General features: G+C 68.0%; 17 protein-coding genes. 9 read left to right on the plus strand and 8 right to left on the minus strand.

The window, feature by feature from the left end; translation table 11 throughout:
* Positions 1–394: 394 nt before the first annotated feature.
* A complete protein-coding gene (locus ABIC25_RS07975) occupies positions 395–928 on the minus strand; it encodes a DUF4188 domain-containing protein (protein WP_354560853.1) in 534 nt (177 codons plus the stop codon).
* 49 nt (positions 929–977) lie between these two features.
* Between ABIC25_RS07975 and ABIC25_RS07980 the strand changes: the two genes are divergently transcribed.
* The 3 genes from ABIC25_RS07980 (at position 978) to ABIC25_RS07990 (ending at position 3,096) form a co-directional block, all read left to right on the plus strand.
* Positions 978–1,574: a TetR/AcrR family transcriptional regulator gene (locus ABIC25_RS07980; RefSeq protein ID WP_354560854.1), complete on the plus strand. Its 597-nt coding sequence runs from the start codon at positions 978–980 to the stop codon at positions 1,572–1,574.
* Between the two features lie 35 nt (positions 1,575–1,609).
* Positions 1,610–2,113, plus strand: coding sequence for a MarR family winged helix-turn-helix transcriptional regulator (locus ABIC25_RS07985; RefSeq protein WP_004022492.1), 504 nt, complete (start codon positions 1,610–1,612; stop codon positions 2,111–2,113).
* A gap of 113 nt (positions 2,114–2,226) precedes the next feature.
* Positions 2,227–3,096, plus strand: coding sequence for a type IV toxin-antitoxin system AbiEi family antitoxin domain-containing protein (locus tag ABIC25_RS07990; protein ID WP_354560856.1), 870 nt, complete (start codon positions 2,227–2,229; stop codon positions 3,094–3,096).
* Between the two features lie 68 nt (positions 3,097–3,164).
* Here ABIC25_RS07990 and mmsB read toward each other — a convergent pair whose 3' ends face one another.
* From mmsB to ABIC25_RS08005, 3 genes are all read right to left on the minus strand, one after another.
* Positions 3,165–4,034, minus strand: coding sequence for a 3-hydroxyisobutyrate dehydrogenase (gene mmsB / locus ABIC25_RS07995; RefSeq protein WP_064571021.1), 870 nt, complete (start codon positions 4,032–4,034; stop codon positions 3,165–3,167).
* Positions 4,035–4,098: 64 nt separating this feature from the next.
* Positions 4,099–5,280: an acyl-CoA dehydrogenase family protein gene (locus ABIC25_RS08000; protein ID WP_004022495.1), complete on the minus strand. Its 1,182-nt coding sequence runs from the start codon at positions 5,278–5,280 to the stop codon at positions 4,099–4,101.
* Between the two features lie 6 nt (positions 5,281–5,286).
* Positions 5,287–6,819: a CoA-acylating methylmalonate-semialdehyde dehydrogenase gene (locus ABIC25_RS08005; RefSeq protein WP_033206343.1), complete on the minus strand. Its 1,533-nt coding sequence runs from the start codon at positions 6,817–6,819 to the stop codon at positions 5,287–5,289.
* 160 nt (positions 6,820–6,979) lie between these two features.
* Between ABIC25_RS08005 and ABIC25_RS08010 the strand changes: the two genes are divergently transcribed.
* A complete protein-coding gene (locus ABIC25_RS08010; RefSeq protein ID WP_004022497.1) occupies positions 6,980–7,420 on the plus strand; it encodes a flavodoxin domain-containing protein in 441 nt (146 codons plus the stop codon).
* Positions 7,421–7,447: 27 nt separating this feature from the next.
* Here ABIC25_RS08010 and ABIC25_RS08015 read toward each other — a convergent pair whose 3' ends face one another.
* Entirely contained in the window at positions 7,448–8,380 is a 933-nt protein-coding gene (locus ABIC25_RS08015) for a DMT family transporter (RefSeq protein ID WP_354560858.1), read from the minus strand.
* Positions 8,381–8,495: 115 nt separating this feature from the next.
* Here ABIC25_RS08015 and ABIC25_RS08020 point away from each other — a divergent pair, with 115 nt between their 5' ends.
* Genes ABIC25_RS08020 through ABIC25_RS08035 form a run of 4 tightly spaced genes read left to right on the plus strand, consistent with a single transcriptional unit; the run spans position 8,496 to position 12,212 of the window.
* Positions 8,496–8,786, plus strand: a complete 291-nt coding sequence (locus ABIC25_RS08020) for a hypothetical protein (protein WP_004022499.1) — start codon at positions 8,496–8,498, stop codon at positions 8,784–8,786.
* Positions 8,783–9,277, plus strand: coding sequence for a SixA phosphatase family protein (locus ABIC25_RS08025; protein ID WP_004022500.1), 495 nt, complete (start codon positions 8,783–8,785; stop codon positions 9,275–9,277). The genes ABIC25_RS08020 and ABIC25_RS08025 overlap by 4 nt, the downstream gene beginning before the upstream one ends.
* Positions 9,278–9,298: 21 nt before the next feature.
* Complete coding sequence (gene nadE / locus ABIC25_RS08030; RefSeq protein WP_354560860.1) at positions 9,299–10,123, plus strand: NAD(+) synthase; 825 nt, start codon at positions 9,299–9,301, stop codon at positions 10,121–10,123.
* Positions 10,124–10,175: 52 nt separating this feature from the next.
* The gene (locus tag ABIC25_RS08035; protein WP_354560862.1) at positions 10,176–12,212 is read left to right on the plus strand and encodes an NAD(+) synthase; all 2,037 of its coding nucleotides are present in this window, start codon (positions 10,176–10,178) and stop codon (positions 12,210–12,212) included.
* Between the two features lie 69 nt (positions 12,213–12,281).
* Here the strand turns inward: ABIC25_RS08035 and ABIC25_RS08040 are convergent, their stop codons facing one another.
* From ABIC25_RS08040 to ABIC25_RS08050, 3 genes are all read right to left on the minus strand, one after another.
* Complete coding sequence (locus ABIC25_RS08040) at positions 12,282–13,682, minus strand: WS/DGAT/MGAT family O-acyltransferase (RefSeq protein WP_354560863.1); 1,401 nt, start codon at positions 13,680–13,682, stop codon at positions 12,282–12,284.
* A gap of 132 nt (positions 13,683–13,814) precedes the next feature.
* On the minus strand, positions 13,815–14,666 hold the full coding sequence (locus ABIC25_RS08045) for a fibronectin type III domain-containing protein (RefSeq protein ID WP_354560865.1): 852 nt from the start codon (positions 14,664–14,666) through the stop codon (positions 13,815–13,817).
* Positions 14,666–16,579: a protein kinase domain-containing protein gene (locus ABIC25_RS08050; protein WP_354560867.1), complete on the minus strand. Its 1,914-nt coding sequence runs from the start codon at positions 16,577–16,579 to the stop codon at positions 14,666–14,668. The genes ABIC25_RS08045 and ABIC25_RS08050 overlap by 1 nt, the downstream gene beginning before the upstream one ends.
* Positions 16,580–16,684: 105 nt before the next feature.
* On the opposite strand from ABIC25_RS08050, the gene ABIC25_RS08055 reads away from it, so the two are divergent.
* Complete coding sequence (locus ABIC25_RS08055; protein WP_354560868.1) at positions 16,685–17,227, plus strand: nuclear transport factor 2 family protein; 543 nt, start codon at positions 16,685–16,687, stop codon at positions 17,225–17,227.
* Positions 17,228–17,336 lie beyond the last annotated feature (109 nt).

The raw sequence follows: 17,336 nt of genomic DNA on the forward strand, positions 1-17,336 counted from the left end.
CTCCCGATTAACATTCGCCGACATCAATTTTCGGCAAAGGCAAAATGCCGGTAAAGGCATCTTAATGACATGGGACAAATAGTCTCGAAAGCGTCACGAAAGATCAATTGGTCTCATCAGATGAGTTTTCGGAAAAGGGTGGATTCTTGCCCATGTCTCTGATTTTCAGCTGTGCGATCGGTAAAACCGAATCCGGATTCATCAGAAAGTCAGTGTTTGTCAAACAACAAGTGCTGGTTGATATTTGGTGACCAGGACCGATTGCGTCAATACGCCCTTTGGCGACGAACCACCCAGATGGGACATGCGGAAAGTTAGGTGTCGTTGCTAACAAATAGGTTCTCTATGCTAATCGTCGGCTTGATTGCGACTACCCTGATCACAATTGATCGAATCAGCCCTTCGAATCGCCCGAATCGGCAGTGTCATTCACTGGCACGACACCGTCCGCAATCGGCCGGCTTTGACCGAGGCGACCGGAAGCGGTGGCCGTCCCCGGGCCGACCGGGCGCCACCCGACGGCACGCGCCAGACCCTGCGGGGCCATCCCGCTCGAGATGGACTCGTGCTCACCGATGACGTAGGTCTCGTGCCAGATCCCGACCGAGTCGGTGTCGGCGAGCTCCCGGTTGAACCACCGCCAGACGGGCAGATGCGGCGCGTCGGGGTCGGACGCGAACCGCCGGAGATCGTCGGCGCTGCGCCAGTACGACAACACCATGAGTGAGCCACCCACATAGAGACGGGCGTCGAGCATGCCCGCCTGCGGTCGTCGCCGGAGATGAACGAGCATCCTCGGCATCGCCGCCATCACCGACAACCACGCGCGCACCCGCCAGGGCCGGGTCACCCGCATCCCGATCAGGAACACGGCCGTGCCCCCAGGCGGGATGTCGTTGGTCATGCGGACGGCTCGGCGGGGTGGCATGGCGACTCCGTAGTTTGGTAACACTGTTACAGAACGATGTTATGAAACGATGGTGGCCGTGGCAAGACCTCGATCGCACACCGACGACGTGCGGACACGACTCCTCGACGAAGCGGTCCGGGTGGTGGCCGCGCACGGGGTCGGCGCGCTGTCGGTGCGGGAGGTGGCTCGCGCTGCCGACACCTCCACCACCGCGGTCTACTCGCTGTTCGGGAACAAGGAGGGACTGTCGCGCGCGATCCTGGTCCGTGCCTTCGACTCGTTCGCGGGCGCGCAGCGGTCCGCGGTGGCGGCAGCCGAGGGCCCGATGACGCTGGAAGGCCTCGGGGTCGCCTACGTCGGATGGGCACTGGAGAATCCCAGGCTCTACGAGCTGATGTTCTCCGACGCGCTCGCGGGGGTCGAACGCACCGACGAGACCCGTGCGGCCGCGACGCGTGCGATCACCCCGCTGCGCGAGGGGGTGCAGGCGGCGATCGGCGCCGGGCTCCTCCGCGCCGCCGACACCGAGACCGTCGTCGCATCGTTGTGGGCGCAGGTGCACGGGATGGCGACGCTCCTGCTGTCGGGCAACTACCCGGCGGGCGCCGACCCGGTGGCCGCCGCGACCGCCGTCATCGACGGGTGGCGCACTGCACGCGCCTGACCGCGGCGGGACGAGTGGCGCACTAGGGTATCGGTATGGCAGGGCGCAGCATGGATTTCGACCCGATCGCCGAGGCACGGGAGAACTGGACCCAGGCGGGGTGGGGCGGGGTCGCCGACGGCATGGTGGCGGTGACCTCGGTGATGCGCGCGCACCAGATCCTGCTCGCGCGCGTCGAGGCCGCACTGCGTCCGTACGACCTCAGCTTCTCCCGCTTCGAACTCCTCCGCCTGCTGGCGTTCTCGCGGCACGGCTCACTGCCGATCACCAAGGCGAGCGACCGGCTCCAGGTCCATGTCACCAGCGTGACCCACGCGATCCGACGGCTCGAGGAGGGCGGCCTCGTCCGGCGCGTCCCGCATCCCACCGACGGACGCACCACGCTCGTCGAGATCACCGAGCTCGGGCAGAAGACGGTGGGCGAGGCCACGGAAACCCTCAACCGCGAGGTGTTCGGCGACGTCGGGATGTCCGACGACGAGATGACCGGCCTCGTCGGCGCGATCCAGTCGCTTCGCAAGCACAACGGGGACTTCTGAGTCGGCACCTGAAACGCGTATGACGTTGCACCCGCAAACCGGGCACAACGTCATACGGATTCCGGAGCCACCCGACGACGGAACCGCACGCCGACCGGCAGCGTCGAATCACCATGGACATTGCCGAACTGACCGCCCGCCGAGACGGCGTGTTCTCCACCCGCGAAGCCCGCGACTGCGGCGTCAGCTCCTCGACCATCCACCGCAAACTCGCCGCCGGCGACTGGAAAGCCGTCGCACGCGGGGTGTACCTCGTCGCCGGACACCCCCGCACAGCCCGAGCCCAAGCGCGCATCGCGGTCCTGTCGGTCCACACCGCAGCGGTACTCGGCGGCGCGGCCGCCGCCTGGTGGCTCGGCCGCCACGACGACGAACCACGAAAACACGTCGTGTACACGCCAACCCGCGGTACTGCCCGCCGCTCATCAGCGACCGCACTCGTCCGATACCGCCCACTGCACGCCGAGGACATCACCATCCACCAAGGACTTCCGACGACGGCCGCCGCACTGACCGTCCTCGACGCCTCCCTCGACATCGGGATCAGCATCCTCGACTCAGCACTACTGACCACCCGCGTCACCCTCGACGCACTCCACGCCGCACACGACCGCTACCCGAACCGACACGGAGCACCACGAGTCGCCACCTATCTGCGACTCCTCGGCGACGGGGCACGATCAGAAGCCGAACGACTCACCACCGAACTGCTCACCACCGCCGGCATCACCGGCTGGATCGCGAACATGCCCACCCTCGGCCACGTCATCGACTTCGCCTTCCCCGACACGAAGATCGCAGTCGAGATCGACGGCTTCGCCTTCCACCGCGACGTCGCCACCTTCCAGCGCGACCGGACGAAACGCAACCTGCTCACCGCCAACGGCTGGACCGTCCTCAACTTCACCTGGACCGACCTCATCGAACGACCCGCCCAGGTCGCCACGGCCATCCACACCGCGCTCCACCGATCAGCCGCCTGAAACGCGTATGACGTTGCACCCGGAAACCGGGCACAACGTCATACGGGTCTCGTGCGGACGGCGAAGACCTAGTGCAGCGAGGTGATGATCGCGCTGAAGTCGAGGTCGGCGTGCTGTTCGGCGAAGCCGCGGTAGAGCTGTGCGGCATGAGTGCCCAGCGGTGCGCGCGACCCCGTGCTGGCGACGGCGTCCATCGCCAGACCGAGGTCCTTGTTCATCAGAGCGGTCGCGAAGCCCGGCTTGAAGTCGTTGTTCGCCGGCGACGTCGGGACCGGACCCGGGACCGGGCAGTTGGTCTGCACGGCCCAGCAGTTGCCGGTGGCGCCGGTGATCACGTCGTAGAGCGCCTGATCGTCGAGACCCAGCTTCTGCGCGAGGACGAACGCCTCGCCCACCGCGATCTGCTGGACGGCGAGGACCATGTTGTTGCAGACCTTGGCGGCCTGGCCGGCGCCCGCGGCACCGCAGTGGATGATCTTGCCCGCCATCGGATCCAGGGTTCCGCGTGCGGCGGCGAAGGCCTCGTCCTCACCGCCCACCATGAACGCCAGTGTGCCCGCGACGGCGCCCTTGACGCCGCCCGACACCGGCGCGTCGAGCTGCGCGAAGCCGTGCTCGGCAGCGCGCTGGTGGATCTCGCGGGCGTCGTCGACGGAGATCGTCGACGAGTCGATGAACAGCGCGCCGGTCGGCGTCGCCGGGAGGATGTCGTCGTACAGCTTCTTCACGATGGCGCCACTCGGCAACATCGTGATCACGACCTCGGCGGCGGACACCGCCTCGATCGCGGCCGGGAAGGTCTCGATGCCGTTGTCCTGTGCCGTCTTCACCGCTTCGGGTACCGGATCGAACCCGCGAACGGTGTGCCCGGCCTTCACCAGGTTGGCGGCCATCGGGCCGCCCATGTTGCCGAGGCCGAGGAAGGCGATCGTCGTCATTGTCTCTGCTTCCTACGAAAGTGGTTGTGTGGAGCGGGTTCAGCCCTTCGAGGCTCGTCGCACCTCAGGGGGCGAGGGAACGGTAGCGGGTCGCGATCGAACGGCCGAGCACGACGCGCATGATCTCGTTGGTCCCCTCCAGGATGCGGTGCACACGGAGGTCGCGGACGATTTTCTCGATTCCGTACTCGGTGAGATACCCGTATCCGCCGTGCAGCTGGAGCGCCTGGTCGGCGACCTCGTAGCACGTGTCGGTGACGAAGCGCTTCGCCATCGCACACTGCTCGACCTTGTCCGGCGCATCGTCGTCCAGTGCGGACGCCGCCTGCCACAGCATCAGTCGCGACGCCTGCAGCGACGTGGCCATGTCGGCGAGGGTGAACCGGATCGTCGGCTCGTCGATCAGCGCGTTCCCGAAGGCCCGACGACTGGCGACATAGGCGGCCGCCTTGTCGAAGGCCGCCTGTGCACCGCCCAGCGACGATGCCGCGATGTTGATGCGACCTCCGTTCAGGCCGTTCATCGCGATGCCGAAGCCGATGCCCTCGGTGGCGCCCAGGAGATTGGCCGCGGGCACGCGCACCTCGTCGAGGATGACCTGGGCGGTGGGTTGCGCATGCCAGCCCATCTTGTGCTCCTGCGCACCGAAACTCAGCCCGGGGGAGTTCTTCTCCACGAGGAATGTGGAGATCCCCTTCGGACCGGCCTCGCCCGTGCGGGCCATGATGACGTAGAGGTCCGACGACCCCGCACCGGAGATGAACTGCTTGACCCCGGTGAGCACGTACTCGTCGCCGGACCGCTCGGCACGGGTCGCGAGCGCGGCCGCGTCCGAGCCGGCACCCGGCTCGGTCAGGCAGTAGCTCGCAACCGTCTCCATGGTCGCCAGGCGCGGCACCCAGGTCGAACGTTGTTCGTCGGTGCCGTACTTGTCGACCATCCACGTGCACATGTTGTGGATGGACAGGAACGACGCGACGGCCGGATCGGCGTAGGCCAGCTGCTCGAAGATGCGCACGCCGTCCAGACGGCGCAGGCCACTGCCGCCGGCATCCTCCGAACAGTAGATGGCGCCCATCCCGAGTTCCGACGCCTCGCGCAGCTCGTCGACCGGAAAGTGGTTCGACGCATCCCACTCCAGCGCGAACGGCGCCAGCTTCTTCGCCGCGAAACCCGCTGCGGTCTCGACGATGACGCGTTCGTCACCGTCGAGCCGAGCGACCGCGGCGTCGGCGAAAGTGGTCAACGCCGATCAGTCCATCGTCGGGATGACGAACTCGGCGCCGTCCTTGATGCCGGACGGCCAGCGCGTCGTCACCGTCTTGGTCTTGGTGTAGAACTGGATCGACGCCGGGCCGTGCTGGTTGAGATCACCGAAGCCCGAACGCTTCCAGCCGCCGAAGGTGTAGTACGCCACCGGAACCGGGATCGGCACGTTCACGCCGACCATGCCGACGTCGACGCGGGCCGTGAAGTCGCGGGCGGCGTCGCCGTCCTGGGTGAAGATCGCGACACCGTTGCCGTACTGGTGGTCCGACGCCAGCGCGAGGGCCTCCTCGTAGTCGCCGGCACGCACGATCGACAGAACCGGACCGAAGATCTCCTCGGTGTAGATGGTCATGTCCTTGGTGACGTGGTCGAACAGGGTCGGGCCGATGAAGAAGCCCTTCGAGATGTCCTCGTCGCCGAAGGTCTGCTCGTTGTTGGCGCGCTCACGTCCGTCGATGACGACCTCGGCACCTTCCTCGGCACCCTTGTCGATGAACCCGCGGACCCGCTCGAGGGCGGCGGCGGTGACCAGGGGCCCGTAATCGGCCTTGGGATCGAGGCTGTGCCCGACACGCAGCGCGTTCACCCGGTCGATCAGCTTGGCGCGCAACCGATCTGCGGTCTGCTCGCCGACCGGGACCGCGACGCTGATGGCCATGCAGCGCTCACCGGCGCTGCCGTAGCCCGCACCGATCAGCGCGTCCACGACCTGGTCGAGGTTGGCGTCGGGCATGATGATCGCGTGGTTCTTGGCGCCACCGAAGCACTGTGAGCGCTTCCCGTGGGCGGCCGCCGTCGAGTAGATGTACTGCGCGATGTCGGAGCTGCCGACGAAGCCGAGGGCCTTGACGTCCGGGTGGGTCAGCAGCGCGTCGACCGCTTCCTTGTCGCCGTGCACGACCTGGAACACGCCGTCGGGCAGGCCCGCCTCGGTGAACAGTTCGGCCAGCCGCACCGGCACGGACGGATCGCGCTCGCTGGGCTTGAGGATGAAGGCGTTGCCGCACGCGAGGGCCGGGCCGGCCTTCCACAGCGGGATCATGGCCGGGAAGTTGAACGGCGTGATGCCCGCGACGACACCGAGCGGCTGACGGATGGAGTGCACGTCGATGCCGCCGCCGGCACCGGCCGTGAACTCGCCCTTGATGAGGTGCGGGATGCCGATCGCGAACTCGATCACCTCGACGCCGCGCTGGATGTCGCCGAGAGCGTCGGCGTGGGTCTTGCCGTGCTCGAGCGACAGCGTGGTCGCGAGCTCGTCGGCGTTCTTGTTGACCAGATCGACAAACCGCATCAGGACGCGGGCGCGGCGCTGCGGGTTCCAGGCGGCCCACTCCTTCTGCGCCTCCGAGGCGGTCGCGATCGCGGCGGCGACGTCGTCGGTCGACGCCAGCGGGACCTGGGACTGCACGGCGCCCGTGCTCGGGTTGAAGACGTCGGCGAAACGTCCGCCCTCGGCGGGAACGCGCTTGCCGTTCAGGTAGTGCGGGATCGAGGGGACAGCAGGAGCGGACACGGAGATCACCTTCGACTTCGTTGGGGGTTATGGCCGGTGTCACCACATAGTAGGACATCCAAGTATTTCTTCCAACCCCCTGTTCACCAGCGATTTCGCACCGGCGAGCCGGTTAGGCTACCCTCGCTTTGCGAAAACGCCGACGTCGAGAGGAGTTCACATGTCGGTTGTCATCCTCTACGGAACCGAAACCGGGAACGGCGAGCTCGTCGCGGACGCCATCGCCGACACGCTGGCCGCCGATCACGATCCCTCGATCTACGACATGAGCGAGTTCGCGGTCGAGGATCTCGACCCCGAGGACTTCCTCGTCATCGTCTGCTCGACCTACGGCGAAGGCGAACTCCCGACCGGCGCCGAGCCCTTCGCCGAGGAACTCGAGAGCGTCGACCCCGACCTCACCGGTGTGCGGTTCGCGGTGTTCGGGCTCGGGGATTCGATCTACGACACGTTCAACCGCGGTGGCGAGATCGTCGCCGAGATGCTCACCAAGCGCGGCGCGGTCCAGGTGGGCGAACACGCCCGCCACGACAACTCGTCGGCGATCAAGCCGGCGAAGCAGGCCGCCGAGTGGGCCGAAGGAATCTCGCAGGAGATCTGAGAACCCGGACGTCGTCGCGGTCGGTGGTCAGGCCACCGGCCGCGACGTCGTCGTCTCCGACTCCCCCGCCGCGACGTCTTTCGCTGCGACCCCGTCGGCTGCGGTCTCCTCGACAGCGGCGGCCTCTTCCGCGGCGACCGCCTGTTCGTACCCGCGCACTGCCGACAGCTTGGCGAGTTCACACACCGCACGCACCATGATCGCGAGCACGATCCCGAGGAACAGCGCCGTCGGCACCGACACCTGCAGGTTCTCGCCGAGCAACAACACGCCGAGAACCATGGCGACGGCAGGCTCGGCCACCGTCATCGAGGGGAACGACGTCTGCAGGTCGCCCGCGCCGAATCCCATCTGCTGGGCGAGGATCGCGCCGATCACCACGAGCACGAAGAGATAGATCTCGGGGTGGACGAAGGTACGCCAGAAATGATGGGTGACCTGGTAGATCACCGTCTTGACCAGCAGTGCCGACACCCCGAAGAGAACGCCGGCGACCAGTCCGTAGAACAGCGCCTTGTAGTGCGGGCTCGAGCGGTGCGCCAAGACCACCAACGCCACCACGACACCGATGACCGCCCCCACCGTGCCCCAGAGCAACAATGCGTCGGGTCGCCGCATCGACGGTTCGGGTCGCGCCACGATGAGGAACGTGACGACACACGCGACGAGCACCCCGCCCCACGCCCATTCGATGCGGGCCGGGTGCCGATGGTCAGCCCAGGCCTCCAGCGGCAGGGCGAACAGCACCGCCAGCACGACCAGCGGTTGCACGAGCAAGATCGAGCCCAACCCGAGCGCGGACGCCTGCAAACCGAAGCCGCACAGCGCAATCGCCGCACCCGCCCACCAACCCGGGGTGATGGCACCGTTCACCCGAGAGGCGCGCTGACGCAACACGGTGCCCGCCGCGATCATCAACGCGGCCAGCACCGCGAGGAGAGCGGGTACCCAGGTGTGCACGATCCCCAGGGTAACGGCGGCTGCCGGTGCTCGCGGTGGCGACCGGAGTCGCCCGAACCGAGATCGACGGTGTCGGAACACCCACCACCTGCCCGGACAACGTAGATTCGAACCCATGCGTTATCGGTCAGATCTGGAACGACTGGCCACCCTCGACGCCGCCGCGATCGAGGTGGCCTGCACCGACTGCACCTCGGTGGGCGAATTCATCGCCTGCGCCGTCGACGAGTATCTGGAGTTCGACGTCGCCGCCGAGGAGGCCGAGGCCCGCGGCGACGACGAGCATGCGGCCTTCCTCCGGCAGGAGGCGGCGGCGTGGCGCGCCACCGTGCGGGTGCTGCGGATGATGGTCGCCGAGTCCGGGCCCGGCAACCGGGTCAGCGACCGGCGGCACGGCGCCGCATGAGCGAGGCCCGCACGCTCATCCTGATGCGGCACGGCAAGTCGGGCTACCCGCCCGCGACGCCCGATCACGACCGTCCGCTGGCCGAACGCGGCGACCGGCAGGCCGCTCTGGCCGGACGATGGATGGCCGACGAGGGCCTGCGGGTCGACGCGGTGCTGTGCTCCACGTCGACGCGAACGCGTCAGACCCTCGCCCGGACCGGCATCGACGCGCCGGTGACCTACGTCGAGGACATCTACGGCGGCGCACCCGAGGAGATCCTCGAGTCCATCCGCATCCACGCGCCCGCCGACGCGCAGACGATCCTCGTCGTCGGGCACGAGCCGGGGATGCCCGCGACCGCGCTGACGCTCGACCCGGACGGTCACATCGAACGGTTTCCCACCTCGGCCTACGCGGTCGTCGGCGTGACCCACCCGTGGGGCCGCCTCGGCCTGACTCCCGACCCGGGGGCCCACCTCGTGGGTGTGCGAATCCCGCGCGAGGACTGACCGATGGCGCACACTGGGGTCATGCGTGAGATCCAGCGAACCATCATCGACGCCCTCGCGGTGAAGCCCTCGATCGAACCCGCCGAGGAGGTGGTACGCCGGGTGCGCTTTCTCGCCGACTACCTCGACGCGACCGGCGCCAAGGGATATGTCCTCGGCATCTCCGGCGGGGTGGACTCCACCCTCGCCGGACGGCTGGCACAGCTGGCCGCCGACCGCGTCCGTGCCGGTGGCGGTGAGGCCGTCTTCGTGGGGGTCCGCCTCCCCTACCGGGTGCAGCACGACGAGGACGACGCGGCCGCCGCGCTCGATTTCGTCGCCGCCGACGAGGTGGTCACCGTCAATGTGGCCCCCGGCGTCGACGCCCTCACCGCGGAGATCGAACAGGCGACCGGCAACCGACTCACCGATTTCACCAAGGGCAATGCGAAGGCCCGGCACCGGATGGTCGCGCAGTACGCGCTCGCCGGCGACCGCGGATTGCTGGTCATCGGGTCCGACCACGCGTCGGAGAACGTCACCGGTTTCTTCACCAAACACGGCGACGGTGCCGCCGATGTCCTCCCCCTCTCCGGACTGAACAAGCGGCAGGGTCGTGCGTTGCTGCGCCACCTCGGTGCGCCGCAGCAACTGTGGGAGAAGGTCCCGACCGCCGACCTGCTGGACGACAAGGCGGGGCAGACCGACGAGGACGAACTCGGCCTGCGCTACGACGACATCGACGACTACCTCGAGGGACGCGAGATCCCGGTCGAGGCCGCGGAGAAGATCGAGGCCGCGTGGCATCGTAACCGGCACAAGCGGACGACTCCGGTGGAGGTCGACGACACCTGGTGGCGGTCCTAGGAACACCTGCCGCCGAGGCGCGTCCGGGCCCGCCCGCGATTAGGGTGTCGGAGTGTCTGTCTACGCAAACGGATTCGCCCGGGTCGCCGGTGCCGTTCCCGTCCTGACGATCGCCGAACCCGCGGTCAACGCCACGCGCACCATCGCACTCGCGCGACGGGCCGCCGACGACGGCGCCTGCCTGGTCGTCTTCCCCGAACTGGGGCTGTGCGGTTATAGCGTCGACGACCTCTTCCATCAGGATGCTCTCCTCGACGGGTGCCGCGCCGCACTCGACGAGATCGTGGCCGCCAGCGCCGGAATGACGCCGGTCCTCTGCGTCGGGCTGCCGATGCTCGTCGGCGACGGCCTGTACAACTGCGCCGCCGTCATCCACGACGGTGCCGTCCTGGGGGTGGTCCCGAAGTCCTACCTGCCGAACTACCGCGAGTTCTACGAGCAGCGCTTCTTCGCCGCGGCACGCGACGCGATCCCCACGACCGTGTCGATCGGCGGCGACGAGGTCCCGTTCGGCGCCGATCTCGTCTTCGAGGCACGCGACCTCCCCGGTTTCGCACTGTTCGTCGAGATCTGCGAAGACGGGTGGGTGGCGATCCCACCGAGCACGTGGGCGGCTCTCGGCGGCGCGACGGTGCTGGCCAACCTGTCGGGCAGCCCGGTCACCATCGGCAAAGAGGGCTACCGCACCAACCTGTGCACGGGGCACTCCGCACGCACCATCTCCGCCCACGTGTACGTCGCCGCGGGCTTCGGCGAATCGACGACCGACCTGGCCTGGGACGGTGACGCCCTCATCACCGAGAACGGCTCGCTCCTCGCCCGGAGCGAACAGTTCGCGACGACCGACCAGATCATCTCCGCCGACATCGATCTCGACCGGTTGCGGCAGGAACGGATGCGCATGATCAGCCTGCGCGACCAGGTCGGCGACCACTCCGAACGGTTGAAGTCGTTGCGCCGCATCGGCTTCGACTTCGGCGAGTTGGCCGGCGACGATGACGTGGTCCGGCGGGTGATTCCCCGGTTCCCCTATGTGCCGGCGGATTCCGCCGACCGAGACGAACGCTGTGCCGAGGTCCGTTCCATTCAGGTGCAGGGTCTCGCCCAGAGACTGCGATCGACCGGACTGGAGAAGATCGTCATCGGCGTCTCCGGCGGGCTGGACTCGACGCTCGCGCTCCTCGTCGCGGTCGACACGTTCGACCGACTGGGGCTGCCGCGCACCAACATCCTCGGTTACACGATGCCCGGTTTCGCGACCGGCGGCCCGACGCTGCGACGGGCCCACGCGCTCATGGACTCCCTCGGCGTGAGCGGCACCGAGATCGACATCCGGCCGTCGTGTGAGCAGATGCTCGCCGACCTCGACCATCCGTACGCCCGCGGCGAGAAGGTCTACGACGTCACGTTCGAGAACGTGCAGGCGGGCGAACGGACCTCGCACCTGTTCCGCCTGGCGAACTCCAACGGCGCCATCGTGCTCGGCACCGGCGACCTGTCCGAACTCGCGCTCGGTTGGTGCACCTACGGTGTCGGCGACCAGATGTCCCACTACAACGTCAACGGCTCGGTGCCGAAAACGCTCATCCAGCACCTGATCCGGTGGATGATCACCAGCGGACACCATTCGTCGGAGACCACCGAGACCCTGGTCGAGATTCTCGACGACGTCATCTCCCCCGAGTTGGTGCCGCCCGGTGACGACGGCCGGATCCAGAGCACCGAGGACACCGTCGGCCCCTACGAACTGCACGACTTCTTCCTCTACCACCTGACGCGCTTCGGCTATCGGCCGACCAAGATCGCCTACCTCGCCCGGCAGGCGTGGGGCGACCGCACCCGCGGTCCGTGGTCGGATCTGCTGACCGAGGACAAACGCAACGAATACGATGCGGCGACCATCGAGCACTGGCTCGGCGTGTTCGTGAAGCGGTTCATGGGCAACCAGTTCAAGCGCTCGGCGATGCCCAACGGCCCGAAGATCGGATCGGGCGGGTCCCTGTCCCCGCGTGGCGATTGGCGGTCACCGTCGGATGCGTCGGCGCGGGTCTGGCTCGACCAGTTGGCCGGGGGCATGTCCGGGGAATGACGTTGCGGCGGAGTGGTTTCGACACGTCTCCTCGCTGCGCTCGTCGACTGCTCAACCAGCAGAAGGTGCTCAGTCGCAGGCAGCGAGGAGTTGCTTGAGCTGATCGTCGAAGGCGTCGGCGATCGCCCACGGATCCGGGGTCTGGTCGGTGCAGCCCACGATGCCGATGTTGAGGTTGCCGTCGGCGGAGAACACCGTGATGTTCAGTCCCAGTCCGTGGAAGATCGGGCCGAGCGGGTAGACGCCGGTGACCCGGGCGCCGAGGAAGTACAGCGGGAAGTCCGGACCCGCCACGTTGGACACCAGGACGTTGAAGACCGGTGGATGGGCCGACGCCAGGTTGCGGTCGCCGTAGATCTTCATCACGGTGGACAGCGTTGTGCCCGGGGCGAATTGAGCCCAGGACCGCAGGATGTTCGCATCGATCTCGGCGTGGTGCTCCTTCGAGGTGCGGCTCAGCTCGGCCTGCTTCCGGAGCCGGGCAACCGGATCCGGCTCGTCGGAGGAGAGCTGGGTGAACATCCCGGTCACCTTGTTGGTGCCGCCGACGACCAGGTCCTTCTCATCGGCGCCGTGCACCGAGACCGGGACCATCCCGACCAGCGGGCGATCGGGCAACTCGTCGTGTTCGAGCAGGTAGGTGCGCAGCGCTCCACCCACCATCGCGAGCACCACGTCGTTGATCTTCACGCCGAAGTGGTCCTTCACGCGCTTCACGTCGGCGAGCGAGAGTTGGGTCACGGCGATGCTGCGATGCGGCGTGATGGGTGCGTTGAACCGCGTCCGCGGCGCGCGGAACGGTGCCGGCATCGCCGAATCCTGTTGTGCGCGACGGAACCAGCCGACCGGTACGCCGAGCGTCCGGGGCAGCAGTTTGGCCATCGCCAGGGGACGCTGGACGAAGTAGTTGACCGCCCCACCCGCGGCCATCGCGACGCGCGACGACGGCCCGGCCGACTCTCCCACCTTCTCGGCGTCGAGTTCCGGGGGTTCCGGTGAGAGCGTGCACATCTGCGCCAGCAACTCGGCGCCGGTGACACCGTCGGTCCCGGCGTGGTGCATACGCAGCATGGCGCAGACCCGGCCGTCGGCGAGCCCCTCGATGATCCAGAGCTCCCAGAGCGGCTTGCCCCGGTCGAGCGTCTGACCGGCGAGATGACCGACCAGCTCGGCGACCTCGCCGGCGCCGGCGGGTGCCGGCACCCCGACGCGGTGGACATGACGCTCGATGTCGAAGTCCTCGTCCTCGATCCAGACCGGGTGGTCGATGTTGAGCAACGAGTTGTCGAGTTTGCGGCGGAACGCGGGGATGGCGGCGATCCGTCGCTCCATCTCCGCACGGATCTTGTCGAACCGATAGCCGCCCGGCATGGTGCTCGGGTCGATCTCGAACAGACCGATGACGTGCATCAGTTGCGAACGCGTCTCGAGGTAGAGAAACGATGCGTCCAATCCACTCAAGCGCTGCATGAGTTCAGCCTCTCCTCGACGTCGGGCACCCACCCCGCAGGCACCCCACGCCATCATGCCGCACCCGACGTGCCTCGCGGAGCCGGTTCCGCCGACCGCCACGGCCGACTGGGGACACATGCTCTCCGGCGGTCAGAGCGGCAGCGAGTCCACCATGTCGAGAATGTCCTGACCGTCGGTTTCCAGTACGACGATCATCGCGAGTTCGCGCGCCGGGTCGTCGGTGATCTTGAAGACCCCGCGGCCGTTCTCGTCGATCAATCCCGTTCCGTGCCGCCACCTGACCGGCCGCGACGTCGACGACGACCGCGAGTACTCCGCGTTCAGCGCATCCCTGGACGCAAACCAGAACACCCCGAAAGGACGGTCCACCGCACCCGCCGCACACCGCACGACGAAGACGGTGCGGACCTGCCCCGCCCCGGTCTCCGACGGGCCGACCTCGTCCCGGCCACCGGAGTAGCGGCGGATGCACTCCGTGTTCATCCATTGCGCGGCGGTGTCGGGGGCCTGCGGGAGCAACTCCGGGAACTGCGCCACGAGCGGCGCGAACTCTCCCCAGCTCGCACCCGTCCGGACCCGCTGCACCGGCCCGGGCTCGGAGTACACGCCCCCACGCATCGCAACCACCCGGTAGTCATGTTCTCCGGCAGGCACACTCGCGTCCTCGGCCGTCGTCTCCGGCCCCTGGTGGACGACGTATCCGTCACCGCGGAGAAGCTGGTAGGCCGACACCCCGTCGACCGGGTCCCAGGTCGCGATGACCCGCCCCGGCCGGGCCTGCAGGGTGAGCCCACCGGGCGGGTCCGGCGCATCGGGTGCCGTCACCGAACGGACCACCGCGAACCCACCGAGCGCCACCACCGCCGAGATCAGCACGATCAACCCGATCAGCCAGGGGCCGGATCCGATCCGTCGCGGCCGGGTCGGGACCGTCGTCGAGATCGGCGAAGTGGGGAGAGCGGGTGGAGTGGGCGAGTTCATCAGATCGGCAACCTCTTCAACACGTCGCCGGCCGCGGCGGCGGGCTCGCCCGGGACGACGACCCACACCACCGATCGGGCGTGGTCACCGTCGTCGAACGTGAGGATCGCCTGACCCTGATCACCTTGCTTGTCCGACAGATACAACGTGCCGGCGTGTCCCTGCGCAGTCGTGTAGTCGACGCCGCGGAGGTCGTACGCGGTCACCTTCGCTGCTGCCGTGGCCTCCTCCGGGGTGTCGTAGGCATCGACGATCACCTGGTACGCAGCCACCTGCGGACCGGAAGGGTCTCCGCTGCCGGCCCCGGTCGGGTTCTCCGCTTCGCGCGTGCACGACACGGTGCGCTTGCTCGACGAGAAGGCGAGGTCGCCGTCCTCACCCCAGCAGCGCATGGCATCGAAACCGTTGGTGCTCAACGGTGTCGCGGGGATGAGATCGTGGTACAGGTCGGCGATCGGTTGCAGCTGGCCCCACGTCATGAAGACATCGACCTGCTCGGAATTCCGCGAGAAGTCCGACACCCGGCCGTCGTCGTGCGCGGCGACCTGGAACGTGTAGGTACCGGGTACCGGTCGGGGCGCGGTGAACTCGGTCGCGGGCCCGGAGTAGATCACGGCGTCGTTCTGGGTGACCACGTAGCCGGTGGCCCCGGCCACACTGTTCCAGGTCAGTTCGACGGCAGTGGTCGTGACCTCCGCGTCCGGCGGGTCCGGGGTGTCCAGAGACGTGGCCGACATGCGCACGAGTCCGATGCCGGCGCCGAGGATTCCGGCGACGAGCACGGCGACGATCCCGATCACGAGCAGCTGGCGCGGACGGCCGACCGCATTCGGTTGCGTATCGTCGTCGGCCGGCCAGGTGGGCGACGGTTCCGGCGGAACCCGAACCGGCGCGAGCGCCGCGGCACGCGGGCCCGGAGCACCGATCGGCGGGCGGGGATCGGTACCGACGCCGGTTCCGGCGGGACGGAACTCGGCGAGGATCTCCGCGTCCCGACCGTGGGACGCGGGTACCTCCCCGGAATCGGGCACGCCCACCGGGCCGATGAGTGTTGCGCGGGAGTCGAAGACGTCGGCGAGCGCGGCCGCGAACTCCCCCGCCGTCGAGTGTCGGCGGCCCGGCTCCTTCGCGATCGCCCGGGCGAGCACCCGGTCGACGGCCGCGGGGAGGGCCCGGTTGCGGGCACTGGCCGACGGAGGTTCGTGGTGCATGTGTGCCGTCATCAACCCGTGCAGCGACGGTGAGTCGAAAGGCGGGGCACCGGTGAGCAATTCGTACGCGGTGGCGGCGAGCGAGTAGATGTCGCTGCGGCCGTCGACGCGCAGGCCCTCGATCTGCTCCGGCGAGGCATAGCGCATCGTGCCGATGGTGATCCCGGTGCCGGTCAGGTGGGTGACCTCGTCGAGTACCTGCGCGATGCCGAAATCGGTGAGCTTGATGGCTTCGGGACCGCTCGGACCGCCGTCGACACGTTCCTCGCCCGGCGTGATCAGGATGTTGGCCGGCTTGATGTCGCGATGCATGACGCCGCGCCGGTGTGCCGCGTCGAGTCCGGCGGCCGCCCCGGTGATGATCGTGCACGCGAGACCGGGGTCGAGCGGGGACTCCCGGGCGAGCATCCGCGCGGCATCGGTGCCCGGCACGTACTCCATTGCGATCCACAGCAACTCGTCGAACACACCGCGGTCGTAGACGGCGACGATGTTGGGATGGTGCAGGGGCGCGACGATGTCGGCCTCGCGTTCGAACCGGGCGCGGAAGACCGGGTCGGTGGCGTGGACCGACCGGAGCACCTTGAGGGCGTCGGCGCGCGGCAGCCGGGGATGGGCGGCCTTGTAGACCTCGCCCATGCCGCCGCGTCCGAGCACGTCGAGGACGCGGTACCCCGCGATCAGGTCCCCTACCTGGTACATGACGTCCTCACCGATCCGTGTGCGGTGGCAGTGTTGGGCACGAATGGTACCGAGTGTCGCGAAACGCGGTGGATCGCGCCGTTCCGGACTCTACGATCGGCGACGATGGAAACCACCGAGAAACCGACCCCGCCGACCACCGAGTTCACCCACGCAGAACTCGACGAGGCCTTCGCGCAGTTCCAGCGCACGGTCGCCGAGATCGCCGTCAGCCGCGACTGGGATCGCTTCGCCGAGCTGTTCACCGACGATGCCGACTACGTCGAGCACGCCCTGGGCACCATGCGCGGCCGTGAGGAGATCCGGACGTGGATCTGGCGCACGATGACCTCGTTCCCCGGCAGCCACATGACCGGTTTCCCCTCCCTGTGGCATGTGGTCGACGCCCCGACCGGCCGGGTCATCTGCGAAGTCGACAACCCGATGCGTGACCCCGGTGACTCCACCCACATCACCGCCACCAACATCACCATCCTCACCTACGCGGGCAACGGTCGCTGGAGCCGCGAGGAAGACGTGTACAACCCCTTGGAGTTCGGTCGGGCGGCCATGCGCTGGTGTGAGAAGGCCCGCGAACTGGGCACCATCGACGAGCCCGCAACGGCCTGGATGGAAACGACCGGGGCCATGTTCGCCTCTCGGCGCTGACCGTTCCGCCGCACCGGGCGAACCCGCGCCCAGCTGGGCGTTTGCGGCGACGCCTGCGGGGGTCGCCGGCGTGACGGATGACACCCTCGCACCCCGTAACGGTTCGCCG

Source organism: Gordonia sp. PvP123 (genome assembly GCF_040547295.1).
Classification (GTDB): domain Bacteria; phylum Actinomycetota; class Actinomycetes; order Mycobacteriales; family Mycobacteriaceae; genus Gordonia; species Gordonia terrae.